This is a genomic window from Stenotrophomonas sp. STEN033, from assembly GCF_056856655.1.
Genome location: NZ_JBXFWM010000001.1, coordinates 143,939 through 163,341, shown reverse-complemented (window position 1 = coordinate 163,341; position 19,403 = coordinate 143,939). Strand labels below are relative to the sequence as shown.

Sequence of the window (19,403 nt, the reverse complement as noted above, 5' to 3'; positions counted from 1 at the left end):
CTCATACCAGCTCCCTGCGTTTACCGAAGCGCAACATCAACGTGGTCACCGCCAGGATGATCAGGAACAACAGGAAGGCCACGGCCGAGGCCCGGCCAAGGTTCCACCACTTGAAGCCTTCCTCGAACATGAAATACAGCACGCTCACCGTGCTTTGCAGCGGGTCCCCGCGGGTCATCACATAGGGCTCGGCGAACAACTGGAAGTAACCGGACACGGTTATCACACCAACCACCAGCAGCACCGGCCCCAGCATTGGCAGGGTGATATGCAGGAACTGCTGCCAGCGCGAGGCACCGTCGATGCGCGCCGCCTCGTACAGGTCCTTCGGGATCGCCTGCAGGCCGGCCAGGAAGATCACCATGTTGTAGCCGAAGTTCTTCCACACCGCGAAGCCGATGATGGTCGGCATCGCCCAGTTCGGGTCGCCCAGCCAATCGATCGGATTGATACCCATCTGGCCCAGCCCCCAGTTCACCAGCCCGTAGCGGGTGTGGAACAGGTAGCGCCAGATCACCGCCACCGCCACCAGCGTGGTCACCACCGGCGCGAACAATGCGGTGCGGAACAGCGCCTTGAAACGCGCGGCCGGGGCATTGAGCAAAAGCGCCGCCCCCAGCGAAACGGCTATCGACAAGGGCACCCCGGCCACCACGAAGTACGCGGTATTGCCCAGCGACTTCCAGAACATCGGTGTCTGCAGCAGGTCGATGTAGTTACCCAGACCGTTGAAGCGCAGGTTGTGCGGGTCAGCCAGGACATAGAGATCGAAGTCGGTCAGGCTCAAGGCCAGCGCCGACAACACGGGTAAACCAAAGAACACACCGATCACGATCAGCGCCGGTGCGGCAAATATCCAGCCAGCCAGCGAGCCGCGCCTCATGGTGCCGCCTTCGCGGCTGCATCGGTCTGCTGCTCGACGATCCAACGGCGCTTGGCGAGGATGTCGTCCACCTGCTGATCCAATTGTTCGACCGCCTTGTCCTGCGGCAAACCACCACGCACCACCTGCTCGGTCACCACCCGCATCTGCTGGGCGATGCGCTCCCACTCCAGAACCTTGGGTGTGGGTTTGACGCGCTCCAGCTGGTCGGCGAATGCGGCGGTCAGTGGATCATCCTGCAGCTCCGGCGACTGCCAGGCGCTGCGGCGCGGCGGCAGGTCACCGATGATCTTGTAGAAGCGCTGCTGGATCGCCGGCCGCGACAGGAACTCGATCAGCTTCCACGCCGCCTCTTTCTTCTGCGAGGAACGGAACACCACCAGACTGGTGCCACCGGCAATGCCCGCGCCAAGCCCGTCAGGACCAGGCAACGGCGTGGCGCCCCACTCGCCTTCCAGGCCAGGTGGCTGGCGCTGGCGGAACTCGCGGATATTCCACGGGCCCGACAGATAGAACGCGGTGAAGCCACGGAAGAACTCATCCCAGACGTTGGAGATCTGGGTCTCGGACATCTTCGGCGCCCAGCCCTGCTCGAACATGTTGTCGTAGAAGGCCAGCGTGCGCCGGAAGCCGGGACTGCGGAAGTTACCGCGGGTATCGCCATCGCGCAGCAGAGAATCCTCCTGCTGCAAGGCGAATGACAGCTGCGGCTCGAATTCGTTCAAGGGCATCAGCACCGGATAGCCACGCGTGCCCATGATCTTCTTCAGCGCCGCGTTCGCCTGTTCCCATTCGGCCCAGGTCTTCGGTGGCTGTGTGTAACCGGCCTGGCGCAGCAGGTCCTTGCGATAGAACAGCAGGCGCGTATCCACGTACCACGGGATACCAACCAGCTGACCATCGACGATATTGGTGTCCCAGATACCGGCGAAGTAGTCGGACTGATCGATGACGGTGGAGGTATCGACCAGTGGCTGCAGCGGCGTCAATGACTGCAGGGTCGCGAATTCGGCGATCCATGTATTGCCCAGCTGGCAGACATCGGGAAGTCCGTCAGCCGCATAAGCCGTCAACAGCTTCTCGTGCGCTGCGGTCCACGGAATGTTCTGCACATCAACACGGATTCCCGGATTCTCCGCCTCGAACTCGCGCACCAGTTCGCCGACCACTTCCGCTTCACGGCCCATCGCCCAGAACCGCAAGGTCGTTTCCTGTGCAGGCTTGGCGCAGCCTGCCAGCAACAGCAGTGACAGCAGTGACAGCAGTGACAGCGCGCGGATCATTGCACGCGCTTCACTGCTTCTTGCCCATCGGCGCCGCCGGCTGTTGGCTGGCGGCCTTCTGTTCTGCCGCTGCCGCCGCACGCGACTCGGCAATACCCGCGGCCCGTGCAGATGCGGCCTGTTCGTCCTTCTGCAGCGGCTGGAAGCTGTCCTCCGGCGCCAACCAGCCGCCGGTAAAGCCAGCCCGTTCCAAGCCTTTGCGGATGTACGGGTTCTTCTTCATCACCTCCCATACGAACTCATCGCGGTAGTTGGCGATGCCGGCCAGGATCGGCCCTTGGTCGATGGCGATGTAGTCGCTGGCCACCCAACCACGCTCGGGAATCAGGCGCCCGGTCTTGAGCGGAATGTCGTAACCGAAGCTGGGATTGAAGGAATCCAGGAAACCGTAACTGGAGTACAGGTAGTCGCCGTAGCGCTTGTGCATTTCCACCGTGGCCGGGATGACGACCTCCGGCGCGAACGGCAACGAGGAGATCGCTGCCGATGGCACGATGGTGCCATCGTCGAAGTTCTCACGCAGGCCCGCGCCGCGCGCCGAGTAATGGCGGAACTGGCGCTGCTCGCCCTTGTACTCCTGGGTGGTGTTCTGCGGTCCATCACCTGCGGTCAGACCCCAGACATTGGCGCTGTAATCCTTCCACTGCATCGGGTTCTCGATCGCGTACTCGCGCTGGGCCAGGGTGGCGCGGCGACTATTGAGGAAATAGTCGATGCCGCGCTCGCGCATGTACGGGTCCTGGATATCGCGGAAGTCGATCCAGACATGACTGTATTGGTGGCCGAACAGTGGCCCGAACGACAGGTACTCCTGCCCTTGGTACACCCCCCAATCGTTGTCATAGGTACGCGACCACACCGTCCATGCGTCGGGCTCGACCGGATGCGTCGGTGAACCCAGGGCCAGCACGTACAGCATCATCGCTTCGTTGTAGCCCATCCAGTCGTGCTGGATGAAACCGCTCTCCGGGAACCAGCCCATCGACACCAAGGGCTTGTTGCGTTGCAGCCACTGCCAGTCCACGCGCTTGTAGATCGTGTCGGCAATCTGCCGGATCTCCTTTTCGCGCGGATCGTCCTGATCGTAATAACTCTGCGCAAACAGCACGCCCATCAGCAACAGCGCGGTATCCACGCTGGAAAGCTCCACCCAGCTGTCATAGCGGCGGCCTTGCTGCATGTCCAGGAAGTGGTAATAGAAACCCTTGTAGCCGCCCTTGCCGGTGCGCTGCGGACCACTGGGCAGGTCACGGAAGAACTTCAACGTCACCAGGGTGCGCTCCACCGCCTGGTTGCGACTGACCCAACCGTTCTCGATGCCGATCGGATACGAGGTCAACGCAAATCCCACCGAAGCGATGCTGGCGAACGGCCGCGATGGATAACGGTCCGGCGTCAGCCCGTTCTGTTCGTTGGTCGTGTCCCAGAAGAACTGGAAGGTACGGCGCTCGATGTCGTCGAACAGCGGCGGCAGTTCCGGCTTCATCGGTCGTGGCGGCAGATCCGCCTCGATCAGGATCACCTGCGGCAATACCTTGGGCATCGGCGGCTCCGGCGCCTTGCCACAGCCTCCCAACAACGCCAGCCCGATACCGGCGAGAACACAGGCCAACAACTGCGGGGTACGTGACTTGCTCAAGGCGACATCCATCTTGAAAACATTGCACCACGTTCACGTGGCGAAGGCTTGCTGCATATAGGAAACGTCCCGGCCAGGCATGTGCCAGCCGGGACGATGACGCTTACCAGTCCAGGCCAAACGACAGCTTGAAGGTGCGGGTCGCGTACTGATCCCAGCTGTTGACCACGCCATTGTTCCAGTTGATGCCGTAACCACCCCAGTTGGTCCAGTTGAAGACGTTGATGACATCGGCACGGACCTTGAGCTTCAGGTCGGTGCCGGTATCCCAGGTTTTGGTCAGCGACATGTCGAACTGCTTGAACGCGCTGCCGCTCGCCTCCCAGCTGTGCGGGCGCTCGTAGCCGCCATAGGCCGCGGTACCGTCGATATCCCAGCGCTTGATCTTGCTGGCCAGGGTCAGCTTGCCGGACGCACTCATGCCCCACGGCAGATCGGTGAAGCCGCTGACCACCAAGCGGTGCTTCGGTGCCCAGGCGCCGTCGAACCAGCCACCCTGCTGGAAGTACCAGCCGTAGACCGGATCCTTTTCGTGGATGTTCTGCTTGGCATCGGTATAGGTGTAGGCAAGGTTGATGTTCCACGGACTTTCAGCCGTATACGGCTTGTCCAGGCTCAGCAGCAAGGCGGTGTTCTTCGATTCGAAGCCATTGGTCGCCACGATCAGCGAGCCGAGGCCCGGCAGGCCGGGTGCACTCCAGGGGCTCCCATTGGGACCATAGGCAGCACCATCTGCATAGCGATTGCCACGCGAGATCAGCAGGCCATCCTTGTAACGGGTGTGCTGGAGCGTGGCCGAGCTGTTCCAGTCCTGCCCGATCATGTTGAAGCTGCTGCGGATGCCCAGGCTGAACTGGTCGGAGTACGGCGTCTTCAACTTGTTGTCGAACATCCACACTTCGCGACCGGCCTCGGTCGAATCGATCAACGACATCAGGTAATCGCGGTCAAGCAGCTGTGGGCTCCACTCCAGGCAGTCACCGCCTACCACGCAGGCATGACCCGGCGAGTTGATCTTGAAACGACGGGTCGGGAAGGTTGCCTTGCTGCGCTCCAGCTGCAGGTAGTCGAACAGGTTACGGTCATAGGAACGACCGACGCCGCCGAACAGCACCAGGCGCTCATCACCACTCAGGTCATAGGAGAAACCAAGGCGCGGCTGGATGGCGTTCTTGAACGGCTTGCGGTTGTTTCCGGTGCTGATGTAACGGTTGACGTCGATACCGCCCAGCGCAAGCGTCTGCGCGTAAGTCTGTCCGGCTGCGGCATTGGGGTCCTGGCTCGCCAACGAGGCCAGCACATCCGGCGCGGTGGCGAAATCCAGGTACGACGGAGTCTTTTCATAATCCCAACGCAGGCCGAGGTTCAAGGTCAGGCGCTCGGTGACATCCCAGTCGTCCTGGATGTAGATGCCGAACTGCTTGTTCTTGGAAGTGACCGAGCCGCCATCGGTGCCGCCGGCCGGACTGCCAAAGCGCACGAAGTACGGAACGACGCCGCCCTGGTTGATGTCGTAGTAGAACTGCGGGTTGTAGGGTTGCTGTTCGATGGTGTCCAGATCGACCTGCTTGTACTTCACGCCGAACTTCAGCGTGTGCCCTTCCCAACCGAAGAAAGTGGTGTCGTTCTGGAACGACCAGCCCTTCTGGCCCTTGTCCTGCAGGCCACCTTCGCCGGCGCCGATGCGATAGATCTGCTTGCCGTCATCGCCACTGCCATCGGTCAGCACGGCACCGTTGCCGAAATTCACCGGTGCCTTGGTCCAGAACGCCTTTTCATAGGTGAGGTGCGAATCGCTGAGCCAGTTGGTGCTGGAGTACTGCCAGCGCAGGTCGTAGCGATCCTCGGTTACGCCGGTATCGGTGCCGTAGCTGCGTGCACTCTGCCCACCCACGTTGCCGATCTCGCTTTCCTCGCGGCGCTTGTAGGTGAATTCGAGCAGGTTGGCATCGTTCACCGACCAATCCAGCTTGCCGAAGTACAGGTCTTCCTTGAACGGCGTTGCGGTGGCACCAAGCTGGTCACGCCAGGCCTGCGGCAGATCGCCGGGCGAACGGCCCTCACCGGGCTTCAGATCCTGCGGCGCGTTGTATTCCTTGGCCTCATAGGTGACGAAAAAGTGCGCCTTGTCCTGCACGATGGGGCCACCGAAGCTGGCACCGTACTGTTTTTCACCGGAACGGGTCTTGCCGACGCCGTTCTTCTCGCTCTCGCGCGGCTCGCGCCAAGCCTGGTTGGTGTAGTCCCAGAAGAACGAGCCCTTGAACTCATTGGTACCGGACTTGGTCACCGCGGTCACCGCCGCCGAACTGATCTGGTCGTACTCGGCCTTGTAGTTCGAGGTGATGACCTTGTACTCGCCGATGGCCAGCTGCGGGAACGGATTACCGCGGCTGGCATCCTGACCGGTGATACCGCCCTGGGTGACGTAGTTCTTCTGTCCGACGCCATCGATGTAGACGTTGACGTTGTTGGCGCTCTGCACGCCACCACGCAACTTGGTCGAACCGTTGGCAGGGTTCTGCTCGAACGCCATGCCCGGCACGGTGTCGGCGAACGCCAGGAAGTTGCGCGTGCCCTGCGGCAGCGCCTGGATCTGCTGCGGCGTGATGTAAGTGGCGATTTCCGAGGTCTTGGTCTCGATCGGTGCCTGCGCGGTTACCTGCACCGCATCCAGCGTGGTTGCCGCCCCGCCACCGGTTTCGGCGACGCCGCCCACGCCCAGGTTGACCGTCGCGGTCTGCCCGACCTGCACGGTGATGTTCTGGCTGCTGCTCTTGCCGCCGGCATTGACGTCGACCTTGTAGGTACCCGGCGGCAGGCCGGCCAGCGAGTAGCTGCCATTGCCACTGCTCTGCACGCTGCGGCTCAAGCCGGTAGCGATGTTGGTCGCAGTGATCTGTGCCTGTGCGGCGGGGGCCGAGTCAGCCATGACCTGGCCACGGATGGTGGCACCGGTGCTCTGCGCGAATGCGGGTGCAGCGCCCAGCAGCAGGCAGGCAGTCAGCGCGCTGCTGAGCAGCTTGCGTGCGGGGGTGGGTTTGCGAGCGTTGTTGTTCATTCTTTACCTCTCCCGAAGCGGCGGCATAGGCCGCAAGGAACGTTTTTGTGGGGAACCGTCCCGGTCTATCGCCGGGTCAAGGAAGGTCGCACACGGCAGTGGAGTCGCGTACGACCAAGGTTGGGACCAGGGTTACGGCTGGCACTGTCTGCGCCTGCCCGCTATCGATCATCTGCACCAGGTGCAGCATCGCCCGCTCGCCCAACTCGGCGATGCTGACCTGCATCGTTGTCAACGCGGGGTGAACAAAACGCGCCAGGGGTATGTCATCAAAGCCTGCCAGCGCCACTTGTGCGGGCACGTTTACGCCTGCCTGCGAGAACGCGTACAGGCAACCCAGGGCCATCATGTCGTTGGCGGCAAACACCGCATCGGGCAGTGCCGGGGCTGCCAACAGCGCCAATCCGGCCTGATGCCCGGAGGCTTCGTCGAAATTGCCGGGCAGTTCGATGGCCTCCACCTCGCCATCGAAAGCCGCCATCGCCTCACGGAAACCAAGCAGGCGCTGCTGCGCATCGTGGTTGTGTACGGGCCCGGCAATGAAAGCGATGCGGCGATGGCCGGTTTCCAACAGATACCGGGTCATGCTCAGTGCGCCGGCATGGTCGTCGATGCTGAACACCGGATACTGCGCCTCGGCCAACGGCGTGTTGATCAACACCGTCGGCAGCGCAGGGGGCAGGTTGTCGACCAGGAAATCGGAGTCACCTGCGTAAGGCGACAGGACCAGCAGGCCATCAACGCGTCCACGCATGGCCTGTAGCACCGAGCCTTGTTGTTGCTGGTCGCCGTGATAGCTGGACACCAGCAGATGCCGGCGATGGGCGCTGGCCACGCCATCGATGCCGCGCATCAGCTCGGAAAAGAACTCGCCGTAGAGGTCGGGAAGTACCACACCGACTGTCTGGGTAGTGCGGCTACTGAGGCTGCGAGCGGCCGCATGCGGGGTATAGCGCAGCCGGCTGGCCACTTCCAGCACCAGCTTGCGCACCGGTGCGGCGACGTTGTCATGGCCATTGAGGGCGCGCGACACGGTCGCGACGGAGACGTTTGCCTCACGGGCAACATCCTTTATCGTGATTGCCGACTTCACCACTGGCCTACCCTCCGCAGTACAGGGTCGGGCGGACTGTAAACGTTTTCAAACGCGTTTGTAAACAGTTCGTTAGTTCAATTTGACGCCTCCGGACAACGGCTGTCCTGCCGGCTTCGGCAGGCACCCCGCAGCGCCCCTGGCCGTTCAGCCGGCGCCCCCCCGCTCCTGCGGCGTCAGCGCCTTGATCGACAGTGCATGGATGTCGGTTTCCATCATGTCACCGAGCGCAGCATAGACCGCGCGGTGGCGTGCCAACGGCAGCTTGCCGGCAAAGGCATCGCTGACCACCGTGACATTGAAGTGCCCCCGCCCATCACGGGCACCGGCATGACCGGCATGACGGTGGCTGTCGTCCTCAACCTCCAACTGCTGCGGTGCCAGGGCGGCCTGCAACGCCGCACGGATCCGCTCGACCCGGTTCATGGCAGCACCTTGCGGAAGGGGCGCACATCCACGCGCAGATAGACCCCGGCAGCCACATAGGGATCGGCATCCGCCCAGGCGCGCGCAGCGGCCAGGTCCTCGAAGCTGGCAATCACCACGCTGCCGCTGAAACCGGCCGGACCCGGGTCTTCGGCGTCAATCGCAGGACAAGGACCAGCCAAAAGCAGCCGCCCCTGGTCAACCAATGTCTGCAGCCGCGCCAGATGCGCCGCCCGTGCCTGCAGCCGCGCAGCCAGCACATCCTCTCCGTCATAGCCTTCAATCACGTACCACACTGGCCTTTCTCCGCTTGTCTGCTGAATGGAAGGATGCCAAGTCTAGCGTCACAAGGCTGGACACCGCCCTGCCCGGGCGATTACTCTTTAGTCCATTGCACGCAGCCGGCCAGTAGCCGCTCGGTGCGGTGGTGGGCCCAGACCCTGCCACCCAACCACCGAAGCACATCACTTCCCGGACCGCGTAGACGACCTCCTCGTAATGACGTTGCCGCTGATCCTGCGGCGCGCCTTGTTGTTCATGTGTGGAAGCGCGCCGAACAAGCGCGAGTAGCTCGCTATACAGGTGCTGGAACCCTTCCGGGCGGGAACCCGGGCGCGTCCAGCTCGCAATACCCCGAATGTCGACCTGATGACTTCCGAACTCGCGCACGACGCGAACCCGCCAGCGCCGCATCCCCTACCTCAGCAGCAGGAAATGCCGCTGGCGATGGTGCATGGCCAGCCGGTACTGCAGATCCCCCAGGATCTGTACATCCCGCCGGATGCACTGGAAGTCATCCTCGACGCCTTCGAGGGCCCGCTGGATCTATTGCTCTACCTGATCCGCCGGCAGAACCTGGACATCCTGGATATCCCGGTCGCCGAGATCACCAAGCAGTACGTGGAATACATCAACGTCATGCAGGAGCTGCGCTTCGAGCTGGCGGCCGAATACCTGGTGATGGCAGCCATCCTTGCTGAAGTGAAGTCGCGGATGTTGCTGCCGCGCCCACCCAGCATTGAAGGCGAGGAAGCAGACCCGCGCGCCGAGCTGGTGCGCCGCCTGCAGGAGTACGAACGTTTCAAGCAGGCCGCCGAGGATATCGACGCCCTGCCGCGGCAGGACCGCGACACCAGCCTGGCGCACGCCTTCGTGCCGGAGCGGGTGCTGGTCAAGACGCCGCCGCCGGTGGAACTGAAGGAAATGCTGTTGGCGCTGCACGACGTACTCAAGCGCGCCGAGCTCTTCAGCGGCCACGCGATCAAGCGCGAGGCATTGAGCGTGCGGCAACGCATGGGCGATGTGCTCGGCCTGCTGGAAGGCGACCGGTTTTATCGCTTTGAAAGCCTGTTCACCGCAGAGGAAGGCAAGCTCGGCGTCCTGGTCACCTTCCTCGCGATTCTGGAGCTGGCCAAGGAACAACTGCTGGATCTCGTGCAGGAAGCCCCGCTCGCCCCGATTTACGTGAAGTCCCTGGCCACTGGCAACACCAACGCACCGCTGCAGTTTTCCAGCGAGTTCGATGACGCTGATACCCCCGCCTGAGCAACCGACCCAACGCATGGATCAACCGCTGATCAACCGTATTGTCGAAGGTGCCCTGCTTGCCTCCAGCCAGCCGGTGACCTTGGCGCAGCTGCAGGGCCTGTTTCCCGAGGATGCGCCGGCGCCGCCGGGCAGCATCGAACGGGCACTGGAATTGCTGCGCGAAGGCTGTGCCGGGCGCGGGGTGGAACTGGTCGAAGTGGCCTCCGGCTACCGCTACCAGATCACCAGCGAGGTGCATGGCTGGGTGTCCCGGCTGTGGACCGAGCGCAAGACCCGCTACACCCGCGCCACCCTGGAAACCCTGGCCCTGATCGCCTACCGCCAGCCCATCACCCGCGGCGAGATTGAACAGGTACGCGGCGTGGCGGTGAGCAGCAACATCATCCAGGCACTGGAAGAACGCGAGTGGATCCGGGTCATCGGTCACCGCGACGTCCCGGGCAAGCCGGCGCTGTTCGGCACCACCAAGGGCTTCCTGGATTATTTCGGGCTCAAGCGCCTGGACGAACTGCCGCCGCTGTCCGAACTGCGCGATATCGGCGAGCTGGAACCGCAATTGCCGCTGGATGGCGACGGCCAACCCGCAGCCCCGCTGACCGCAGCCGCCGCCGCGCCGCAAGGCCTGGATGCCGCCAACGACAGCGATCCGATACCCGCATCCGAATCCAAGGATTCGGGCGCAACCACACCCCATACCGCCCTCACCGGCGAACCCGACGCCGCGCCGGGAGAGCGCGCGGCGGAAGTGGAACAAACTGAAAACAACGCCGTCGCGACGACGACCGTGGCTGTTGACGTAGCCGATTCCGAACCAGAGGCCGACGCGGAAAACGCCGGCCGGAGCCAAACAGATGAGTGACACCCCCCGTAAACCTTCGTTGAACAAGCTCTCGCTCAAGCGTGAAGCCGCCACCGAACAACAGCCCAAGCTCGAAGAGCGCCTGCACAAGGTGCTGGCACAGGCCGGCCTGGGCTCGCGCCGCGCACTGGAACAGCGCATCGCCGACGGCCTGGTCAAGGTCAACGGCGAAGTCGCACAGACCGGCATGTCGATCAAGAGCGGCGACAAGATCGACCTTGACGGTCGCAGCTTCGTCGCCAGCGCGCTGACCGACCCGTCGCGCGTGCTGATCTACAACAAGCCTGAAGGCGAAGTCACCACGCGTGACGACCCCGAAGGTCGCCCGACCGTATTCGAAGCGCTGCCGCCGTTGAAGGGCGCACGCTGGATCGCGATCGGCCGTCTCGACATCAACACCACCGGCCTGCTGCTGGCTACCACCGACGGCGAGCTCGCCAACGCGATGATGCACCCGTCGTTCGAGGTCGAGCGCGAGTACGTGGTGCGCGTGCGCGCGCCGGAAGGCGAGGAGAAGGTCTCCGACGCCATCATCGAGCGCCTTGGCCGCGGCGTGCTGCTGGAAGACGGCGGCGCGAAGTTCGACGAGATCGAGCGCATTGGCGGCACCGATTCGCATGACTGGTTCCGCGTGGTCGTCAAGGAAGGCCGCAATCGCGAAGTGCGCCGCCTGTGGGAATCGCAGGGCTGCCAGGTCAGCCGCCTGAAGCGTACCCGCTACGGCAAGATCGAACTGCCGCGCGAGTTGCTGCGCGGCCAGTCCTCCGAATTGAGCACCCAGCAGGTTGACGCGTTGCGCGCCCAGCTCAAGCTGGAAGAAGGCACGCCTTCGGCCCTGACCCTGCAGCCGGTGATCGGCCAGCGCAAGGCTGCCAAGACCACCCTGCGCGTCTCGCGCGAAGGCGGCCGCGGCAACGCCTACGTCAACGGCCACAACAGCGCCGATGAAGGCCGCGAACTGCGCCGCTTCGACAACGTACGCGAAGACCGTGGCGGCCGTGGCCGCGGCGGCAAGAGCGGCGGCGGATTCAAGGGCGGCCTGACGGTCAGCGGCGAAGCCGCAGCCAAGCAGTCGCAGAAGCCGTTCAAGCAGCGCAAGCCCGCCGGTGACCGCAGCCTGCCGGACGGCAACCCGGCCGCGTTCCGCACCTGGTATGTGCCGGACGGTGTCAGCACCGGTCCGAGCGGCCACCGCAATGCAGGTCCGGGCGCAGCACGCGGCCCGGGCGGTAATCGTGGTCCCGGTCGCGGTCCGGCCGCCGATGGTCAGGCCCGCCCCTACGGCAAGCCGCGTCCGGGCGGTGCCCCGGGTGCCAGCCGCGGCGGCCCCGGCCAGGGTCGTCCGCAGGGCGCAGGCGGTCAGGGCGCAGGCCAGGGTCAGCGCAAGCATCCCTACGGCCATCCGGGCAATGCACCGAGCTTCCCCTCCGATCACGCCACCCCGAGCTACAGCCCGTACGGCGCACGCCCGGCCGGCGGCCGCCCGAGTGGTGGCAACCGCGGCCCTGGCGGTCCCGGCGGTCGCCCCTCGGGTGGTCCGCGTCCGGGCGGTAACCGTCCCGGCGGCGCAGGCCGTCCGGGTGGCGGTCGTCCCGGTGGTGGCAACCGCGGTCCGCGCGGCGCCTGATCTGCGGCTCAACTGACGCGCTTCACCGCGCAACGTAGGTAAACAACGCCCGGTGCACCCAGCACCGGGCGTTTTGCGTTCTGGAGCAGCCGGGCAACGACAGGTGAACCGGTAGAGGTAAAATTACCAAAAATGGGAAATTTGGTATATTTTCCACCCATACAACTGGATGCCGCCATGGACCTGTCCCTGAATCTGTTGGATCTGGAAAAGACGCCCGCCAGCGACGTCAAGGCAAAAGGCTGGCCGGACCTGATGCGCAAGGTCGCCAGGCTTGGTGCCGTGGTGGTTACCAACCACAACCATCCGCAGGCGGTGGTGGTTTCCGCCGAGGAATACCAGCGCCTGGTCACCCAAGCTGCCGGCGTCACCGAGGCGGCACAACGCGCACAGTCGCTCAAGCAGTTGCAGGCCGAATTTGATGCCCATCTTGCTGTGCTTGATGACGGCAAGGCCTTGGACAAGGCCTTGAGCCGCCCGGCACGTCGCGGCCTGAAAATCATCCCTGGCAAATCGCGCTGACCGATGGCGCGCATCCTGGTATTGGCCGGCGTCAATGGCGCCGGCAAGAGTTCGCTGCTGGGCATGATGCTGGCGCACGACGGTGCCACCTGGTTCAACCCGGACGCCTTTACCCGGCAACTGGTCGAACGCGACTGGCCACTGGCGGAAGCCAACGCCTGCGCGTGGCAGGAAGGCACCCGACGCCTGCGCGATGCGATGCAATCCAATCGCGACTACGCCTTCGAAACCACACTCGGCGCCAGCACCATTCCCCGGTTGTTGCGCGAAGCCTGCGAGCAGCATGAAGTAACCGTCTGGTTCTGCGGCCTGGATAGCGTAGACCTGCATCTGCAACGTGTTGCCGAGCGCGTTGCTGCCGGTGGCCACGACATACCGGAGGACAAGATCCGCCAGCGCTACGACAGCTCGCGTATCAATCTGATTGAACTACTCCCACACCTGACCACATTGCACGTCTACGACAACAGCCGGCCACCCGATGCCGATGGCCTGGTGGAACCCTTGGTGGTCCTGGAAGTGGATAGGGGGCGGATCCTCTGCCCGGTCAGCCAGGAAGAGTTTGCACAGGTGCCCGAATGGGCCAAGCCGATAGTGTGGGCTGCGCTCAAGGCATTTCCAGCAGCTGCGGAAGATTGAGGCGCAAGGCCAGAAGCTTGGTGACGTGCCCTGCGCTGTGCATGGCTTGAACCGCAACCGTTGCACGTCCATCGCCCCGCATGCAGGGGGAGCGGGAGCGACAGATCGGTAGTTTGCGACGGGGGCGGAGCCTATCGGCTGCACACGCTCCCTCACTGCAAGAGCTCCCCTCATCCGCCCCTTTCGGGGCACCTTCTCCCGCCAGCGGGAGAAGGAAGCAGCGCACAAGCACCACTCTTGCCCAGCGACTTCTGTGCCTGCTTCAACGGTATCAGTCGCTCGGCTTTGGCCGCTGATTCGGCCTTGGACTTTGCCTCGGCCTTGGACTTCGCCTCGGCCTTGGACTTTGCTTCGGCCTTGGACTTTGCTTCGGCCTTGGACTTTGCTTCGGCCTTGGACTTTGCTTCGGCCTTGGACTTTGCTTCTATGCTTTCCCTTCTCCCGCAAGCGGGAGAAGGTGCCCCGCAGGGGCGGATGAGGGCAGGCTTCTGCTCTGCCGCCAGCCACCCTCGATCCAGGAAATCAGCGCCGTTCGATCACGAACTTGCCGAAACCAATGCCAAGGCTCCAGCCACGCCCGGTTCCGGCCAACGCCAACGAGATGTCACCCTTGGTCATTGCCTGCGCATCCGTGGCCCGCGAAGCGCTGGCGTGCACCTCGGCCGCTGCATAGGTGCCCAACAAATCGTTGAGCGTATAAGCCCCGGTAAAGCGGCCGCGACCATCGGTGATGGTGGTGCGCCCCACGGTCAGGCCGCCGCCCTTGGCGGTGATCTTGACCGGGATGCTGGCACCGTTGTCACAGGTAATCGTGCCGGTACCGCTGGAAGTCTTGTAGAACGCCGACCAACCGCTCAGGTTGTAGCGCAATTCACAGTCGATATTGCCTGCTGCCTGCGCCGCCGGGACCATTCCCAAGCCGAGCAACGCCATCATCGCCATCTTCTTCATCGCGCATCCTCTGCTTGATTGAGCCCGCTCCGAGCCTGACAGCCAGCCCGCCCATTGCAAAGAGCGGACGGGCACGGCGCGCGGCCAGCGTTCAGCGAACCACCACCGGACCAGCCAGGGTGAACGTATCGGCATCCAGCATCGCCGGGAAGCGCTCGCGATGCGTCGCCAGCGCCTGCGCCGAGATCGTCGTGGTGACCACCTGCTCGCGCTCACGAATCTCCAGCTGCGGCTGGCCGAGGAAATCGATCACCGCGCTGTCGCCGGAATAATGCAGACCATTTCCGTCCACGCCAATGCGGTTCACCACCGCCACATAACAGAGGTTCTCAATCGCCCGGGCACGCGCCAGCGTCTGCCACGCATAGGCACGCGCCGACGGCCAGTTGGCGACGAAGATCTGCAGGTCGAAATCCATCTGCCCTGCCCGCTCCACATCAAAGCGGTTGCGGCAGAACACCGGGAAACGCAGGTCGTAGCAGATCTGCGGATTGATCCGCCACCCCTTCCATTCCACGCACAAGCGCCCGTTGCCGGCGGCATAACGCTTGTGCTCGCCGCCAAAGCGGAACAGGTGGCGCTTGTCGTAGTAGTGCAGTTCGCCATCAGGCGTAGCCCACAGCAGGCGGTTGTAGACGCTTCCATCAACCCGCAGTTGCACGCTGCCGGTCACTACCGCACCCAGCGCGCGCGCCTGTTCGGCGATCCATGCAACAGTCGGGCCGTCCATGTCTTCGGCCTGGTCAATGGCGTCGTTGGAGAAGCCACTGGTAAAGGTCTCCGGCAGGATCACCAGATCGGTGTTTCCCGCCAGCGGCGCCAGCAGCGCACCGTAATAGTCGCGGTTACCCGCAGGGTCGTGCCAGCGGGTGTCACCCTGCACCAGGGAAATACGCAGGTCCTGCATTGTCGTCATCGTCCTGAAAGCCATGAAGAAAGAACAGCGCTGGTCGCCATGGCCGCGCCCAGTACCGGCACCCACCATTGCAGCCGCGCGATCCAACGATTGACCGGCAGGCACCGCTCGACATCATCAAGCAACGCCAGATATTCACGGGTATAGCGACCAAAGCTGCCACGAAACGCCAGGCGCCCCTCATCCACCGACACGCCACGCGCATGCAAGCCGGGCTGAACCACGGAAAGGAACAAATAGCCCTTCACCGCAACCGCAAGCAGGAACGTGCCGAACGCCACGAGGAAAACGACCAAGCCGGTATCCATGTTGGTTTCAAACATCAGAGCGCGCGCAGGCGCTCGATGGCTGCATCCAGCGTCGCATCGTTCTTGGCGAAACACAGCCGCACCAGACGCTGGCCGGCCGGCGGGGTTTCGTAGAACGGCGACAACGGAATCGCGGTAACGCCCTTCTCGATGGTCAGCCAGCGCACGAACTCATGGTCCGGCAAGTCACTGATCGCCGAATAATCCACCAACTGGAAGTAGCCGCCCGGCACCGGCAACGGCTTCAACCGCGTACCCAGCAACTGCTCGCGGAAGCGATCACGCTTGGCCTGGTAAAAAGCGCCCAGCTCCAGGTGATGCTCGGGCTCATCGCGGATCATCGCGGCAAAACCGTATTGCGCCGGGCTGTAGGTGGTGAAGGTGTTGTACTGGTGGACCTTGCGGAACTCGGCGGTCATTGCCGGCGGCGCGATGGCGTAGCCAATCTTCCAGCCGGTGCAGTGGTAGGTCTTGCCGAAGCTCGAGATGACGAACGCCCGTTCGCGCAGTTCCGGGTAACGCAATGCCGACTCGTGACGCGCGCCGTCGTAAATGATGTGTTCGTACACTTCATCGGAGATCAGGTAGATGTCAGTGCCGCGCAGCACGTCGGCCAGCGCCTGCATGTCATCGGCAGTCAACATCGCGCCGGATGGGTTGTGCGGCGTGTTGACCATCAACATGCGCGTCTTCGGGGTGATTGCCGCGCGTACGCGGTCCCAATCCACTGCGAAGGTCTGCGGGTCCAGCGGCACGTGTACAGCGCGCGCGCCAGCCAGGTCGATCGCCGGCTCGTAGCAGTCATAGGCCGGGTCCAGCACGATGACTTCCTCACCGGCCCGTACCACGGCATGGATGGCATTGAAGATCGCCTCGGTGCCGCCGGAGGTGACGGTGATCTCGCTGTCGGGATCCACCTGCGCGCCATAGCAGTCCAGCGCCTTCTGCGCGATCGCCTGCCGCAACGGCGCAACACCGGTCATCGGCGCGTACTGGTTCAGGCCCTCACGCATGGCCTTGGCGGTTTCGTCGATCAAGCGCTGCGGGGCGGAAAAGTCCGGAAATCCCTGGCCAAGATTGACCGCGCCGTGTTCGGCGGCCAGCTGCGACATCACGGTGAAGATGGTGGTGCCCACCTTGGGCAACTTGGTCTGCGGATGCATGGATAGGTACGTGCCGGGGGAGAAAACCCCGAGTGTACGCAAAGCCAGCGCTCCCGGCTGCCAATCAGCAGCTCAAACCGTGCCTGCACGGTGCGGGGCAACGACGGCCCGGCGCTATACTGCGCGCCCCGATGCGCTGCCCAGCCTGCGCCACCTCCCAAGGACGGAAGCGCCCGATCCGATGATTGAAACCGCGAACATCCCGCCGCTGCTGGCCGCACGCGACCTGCGTTTCACCCGCAATGACGATCCGGTATTCGGCCCGCTGGACCTGCATGTCGACGCAGGCGAAGCGCTGCTGGTGCAAGGAAGCAATGGCGCCGGCAAAACCACCCTGCTGCGTGTCCTGGCCGGGCTGCTGCGTCCGGAGCAAGGCCGCATCGAGATCGACGGACGGCCGGCGAGCAGTACCGACCGCTCCCGCTACATCGCCTACCTGAGCCATCTGAGCGCACTCAAGCAAGACCTTGGCACCCTGGAAAACCTGCATTTCCTGTGCGGCCTGCAAGGCCGCCGAGCGCGGCAGATGCCAGGCAACGCCTTGGCCATCGTTGGCCTCGCCGGATATGAGGACACCCTGGTACGGCAATTGTCCGCCGGGCAGAAAAAGCGCCTGTCGCTGGCCCGCATCTGGCTGTCGCCCGCCCCGATCTGGCTGCTGGATGAGCCCTACGCCAATCTCGACCTGGACGGGATCAACCTGGTCAACCGGATGATTTCCGCGCACCTGCGCAGCGGTGGCGGCGCCCTGGTAACCACGCACGGGGCCTATGCGGCACCACCGGTGCGCAACCGCACGCTCACCCTGGCCAGCCCTGCAGCACAGGAGGACGCGGCATGAGCCTGCCCGGTCCGCAGCCAACCCTGCTCTCCGCTGCCCGCGCCTTGCTCGCCCGTGACCTGAAGCTGCTGTGGCGCCGGCGGGGCGATGCCGCGCAGCCAATCCTGTTCGCACTATTGGTGGTTGCCCTGTTCGCCCTGGCCCTGGGGGCCGCGCCCAAACAACTGCAAAGCGTTGCCTCGGCGGTGCTTTGGCTGTCCATCCTGCTGGCCGGACTGCTCTCGCTGGACACCTTGTTCCGCAGCGACGCCGAAGATGGTTCGCTTGAGCAATGGCTGTTATCGCCGGTGCCACTGGCCTGGCTGGTGGCGGTGCGCGTGTTCTCGCATTGGCTGACTACTGCATTCCCGCTGGTACTGGTCAGCCCCTTGCTGGCCGAGCTGATGCATCTGCCGCGTGCGCAGTTGCCCGTGCTGCTTGCGGCACTGGCACTGGGCACCCCCTTGCTGAGCCTGCTGGGTGCCGTGGTCGCTGCGCTGACCGTAGGCATGCGCAGGGCCGGCATCCTGCTGGCGCTGCTGGTGCTGCCGCTCTACGTACCGGTACTGGTCTTCGGGGCCGGCGCGGTCGCGGCAGCCGCACAGGGCTTCGATGCCAGTGGCGCACTGCTGATGCTGGCGGCCGGCTTGCTGGTCAGCGCGGTGCTCGCCCCGCTGACCGCGGCAGCCGCAATCCGCATCGCCAACTCCTGAGCGCAAAACAGCGCTATTCTTGACGGTGACTTCACAAATCACACCAAGCACATGGCTGAGCGGCCCCACACGGAAGTCCCGAGCGTAGACAAGCCTACCTTGCCCCCCCGTCCCGTGGTCGAGCTGCAACGCCGCGGTGAACTGCGCGTGGAGAAGTTCCTGGCGGCCGCCACCGAAGTCTTCAATGAAAAGGGCTATCAGGCCGCGCGCCTGGCCGACATCGTCAAACGCGCTGGCGGCTCGATGGCGACGCTGTACCGTGCCTTCGGCGACAAGGAAGGCCTGATCCATGCGTTGATGGAGCAGAGCATCAACGACTTCGGCCGCAGCCTGGATACCTTGCTGCAGTCTCCGTTGCCGCCTACCGAGGCTTTGGAAGAGGCCGCCAGCCAGATGGCCGAGGAAGTCCTCTCGCCCGCCCGCCTGGCCTGCCATCGCGTGGTCATTTCCGAGGGCATGAACCAACCGGGGTTGCGTGATTGGTTCCATGCCCATGGCGTGGCCCCCATGGAGGTGCGGCTCAGCCAATACTTCGCCCGCGAAACCGCGGCCGGGCGGATGTACATCGAGAACCCCGAGCAAGCCGCACACTTCTTCTACATGGTGGTGATCGGCGGCTTGATCCTGCGCTCGGTCAATGGCCGCGTGATTGCCAGCGACCTGCCCCGCGCGCAGGAGCAGGCCCGCGCGGCGGTGCGCCTGTTCATGGCCGGGGCCCTGCCGCGAAGCTGAGCCACCTATTCCGCGTCCGGCGCCATCGAAGGGCTGGCACGCCAGCCCTGCCACGCTGTCGCCAAGCGAATCATCTGGCAACTTGGCCCCCCTGCAAACACCTCGCAGGCGATTGCAGCATTACCTCTTCCACGGGGCAGCCCCCGCCGCGCGGCGCTGGGACGTGCGGAGAAACCCTCTTCTTCAACGAACTCCTGGCTACCCGCCCGTTGCCTGAATT

Annotated in this window: 19 protein-coding genes; 8 read left to right on the top strand and 11 right to left on the bottom strand. The window is 64.0% G+C overall.

What is annotated here, in order from left to right; translation table 11 throughout:
- Nucleotide 1: 1 nt before the first annotated feature.
- From AC1VXC_RS00780 to AC1VXC_RS00750, 7 genes are all read right to left on the bottom strand, one after another.
- The gene (locus AC1VXC_RS00780; RefSeq protein WP_481539234.1) at nt 2-883 is read right to left on the bottom strand and encodes a carbohydrate ABC transporter permease; all 882 of its coding nucleotides are present in this window, start codon (nt 881-883) and stop codon (nt 2-4) included.
- Complete coding sequence (locus AC1VXC_RS00775) at nt 880-2,163, bottom strand: sugar ABC transporter substrate-binding protein (RefSeq protein ID WP_481539237.1); 1,284 nt, start codon at nt 2,161-2,163, stop codon at nt 880-882. Before AC1VXC_RS00775 ends, AC1VXC_RS00780 begins: the two co-directional genes overlap by 4 nt.
- Nucleotides 2,164-2,176: 13 nt before the next feature.
- Entirely contained in the window at nt 2,177-3,751 is a 1,575-nt protein-coding gene (locus AC1VXC_RS00770; protein WP_481527916.1) for a glucoamylase family protein, read from the bottom strand.
- Between the two features lie 157 nt (nt 3,752-3,908).
- The gene (locus AC1VXC_RS00765) at nt 3,909-6,866 is read right to left on the bottom strand and encodes a TonB-dependent receptor (RefSeq protein ID WP_313169719.1); all 2,958 of its coding nucleotides are present in this window, start codon (nt 6,864-6,866) and stop codon (nt 3,909-3,911) included.
- A gap of 76 nt (nt 6,867-6,942) precedes the next feature.
- Nucleotides 6,943-7,962, bottom strand: coding sequence for a LacI family DNA-binding transcriptional regulator (locus AC1VXC_RS00760; RefSeq protein ID WP_313169717.1), 1,020 nt, complete (start codon nt 7,960-7,962; stop codon nt 6,943-6,945).
- A 144-nt stretch (nt 7,963-8,106) separates the two neighbouring features.
- Complete coding sequence (locus AC1VXC_RS00755; RefSeq protein ID WP_313169715.1) at nt 8,107-8,385, bottom strand: BolA family protein; 279 nt, start codon at nt 8,383-8,385, stop codon at nt 8,107-8,109.
- The gene (locus tag AC1VXC_RS00750) at nt 8,382-8,681 is read right to left on the bottom strand and encodes a YciI family protein (RefSeq protein WP_313169713.1); all 300 of its coding nucleotides are present in this window, start codon (nt 8,679-8,681) and stop codon (nt 8,382-8,384) included. Before AC1VXC_RS00750 ends, AC1VXC_RS00755 begins: the two co-directional genes overlap by 4 nt.
- 352 nt (nt 8,682-9,033) lie before the next feature.
- Here AC1VXC_RS00750 and AC1VXC_RS00745 point away from each other — a divergent pair, with 352 nt between their 5' ends.
- From AC1VXC_RS00745 to AC1VXC_RS00725, 5 genes are all read left to right on the top strand, one after another.
- On the top strand, nt 9,034-9,930 hold the full coding sequence (locus AC1VXC_RS00745) for a segregation and condensation protein A (RefSeq protein ID WP_313169711.1): 897 nt from the start codon (nt 9,034-9,036) through the stop codon (nt 9,928-9,930).
- Between the two features lie 16 nt (nt 9,931-9,946).
- Nucleotides 9,947-10,792, top strand: coding sequence for an SMC-Scp complex subunit ScpB (gene scpB / locus AC1VXC_RS00740; protein ID WP_481539233.1), 846 nt, complete (start codon nt 9,947-9,949; stop codon nt 10,790-10,792).
- A complete protein-coding gene (locus AC1VXC_RS00735; RefSeq protein ID WP_313169707.1) occupies nt 10,785-12,419 on the top strand; it encodes a pseudouridine synthase in 1,635 nt (544 codons plus the stop codon). The genes scpB and AC1VXC_RS00735 overlap by 8 nt, the downstream gene beginning before the upstream one ends.
- Nucleotides 12,420-12,596: 177 nt before the next feature.
- Nucleotides 12,597-12,941, top strand: a complete 345-nt coding sequence (locus tag AC1VXC_RS00730; RefSeq protein WP_313169705.1) for a type II toxin-antitoxin system prevent-host-death family antitoxin — start codon at nt 12,597-12,599, stop codon at nt 12,939-12,941.
- Nucleotides 12,942-12,944: 3 nt separating this feature from the next.
- The gene (locus AC1VXC_RS00725; RefSeq protein ID WP_313169703.1) at nt 12,945-13,580 is read left to right on the top strand and encodes an ATPase; all 636 of its coding nucleotides are present in this window, start codon (nt 12,945-12,947) and stop codon (nt 13,578-13,580) included.
- 522 nt (nt 13,581-14,102) lie between these two features.
- On the opposite strand, the gene AC1VXC_RS00720 is transcribed toward AC1VXC_RS00725, so the two are convergent.
- The 4 genes from AC1VXC_RS00720 to AC1VXC_RS00705 form a co-directional block, all read right to left on the bottom strand.
- On the bottom strand, nt 14,103-14,531 hold the full coding sequence (locus AC1VXC_RS00720) for a peptidase associated/transthyretin-like domain-containing protein (protein WP_313169701.1): 429 nt from the start codon (nt 14,529-14,531) through the stop codon (nt 14,103-14,105).
- Between the two features lie 91 nt (nt 14,532-14,622).
- Entirely contained in the window at nt 14,623-15,438 is an 816-nt protein-coding gene (locus AC1VXC_RS00715; protein ID WP_313170206.1) for an amidohydrolase, read from the bottom strand.
- Nucleotides 15,439-15,443: 5 nt separating this feature from the next.
- Nucleotides 15,444-15,770 carry a hypothetical protein gene (locus tag AC1VXC_RS00710; protein ID WP_481539148.1) on the bottom strand — a complete coding sequence of 109 codons (327 nt, stop codon included), beginning with the start codon at nt 15,768-15,770 and terminating at the stop codon, nt 15,444-15,446.
- Entirely contained in the window at nt 15,770-16,918 is a 1,149-nt protein-coding gene (locus AC1VXC_RS00705) for a pyridoxal phosphate-dependent aminotransferase (protein ID WP_282273094.1), read from the bottom strand. The genes AC1VXC_RS00710 and AC1VXC_RS00705 overlap by 1 nt, the downstream gene beginning before the upstream one ends.
- A 181-nt stretch (nt 16,919-17,099) precedes the next feature.
- Here AC1VXC_RS00705 and ccmA point away from each other — a divergent pair, with 181 nt between their 5' ends.
- The 3 genes from ccmA to AC1VXC_RS00690 all read left to right on the top strand — a co-directional run bounded on the left by ccmA (nt 17,100) and on the right by AC1VXC_RS00690 (nt 19,183).
- Complete coding sequence (gene ccmA, locus AC1VXC_RS00700; protein ID WP_313169696.1) at nt 17,100-17,759, top strand: heme ABC exporter ATP-binding protein CcmA; 660 nt, start codon at nt 17,100-17,102, stop codon at nt 17,757-17,759.
- Nucleotides 17,756-18,451 carry a heme exporter protein CcmB gene (gene ccmB, locus AC1VXC_RS00695; protein ID WP_313169694.1) on the top strand — a complete coding sequence of 232 codons (696 nt, stop codon included), beginning with the start codon at nt 17,756-17,758 and terminating at the stop codon, nt 18,449-18,451. Before ccmA ends, ccmB begins: the two co-directional genes overlap by 4 nt.
- A 99-nt stretch (nt 18,452-18,550) precedes the next feature.
- On the top strand, nt 18,551-19,183 hold the full coding sequence (locus AC1VXC_RS00690) for a TetR/AcrR family transcriptional regulator (RefSeq protein WP_313169693.1): 633 nt from the start codon (nt 18,551-18,553) through the stop codon (nt 19,181-19,183).
- Nucleotides 19,184-19,403 lie beyond the last annotated feature (220 nt).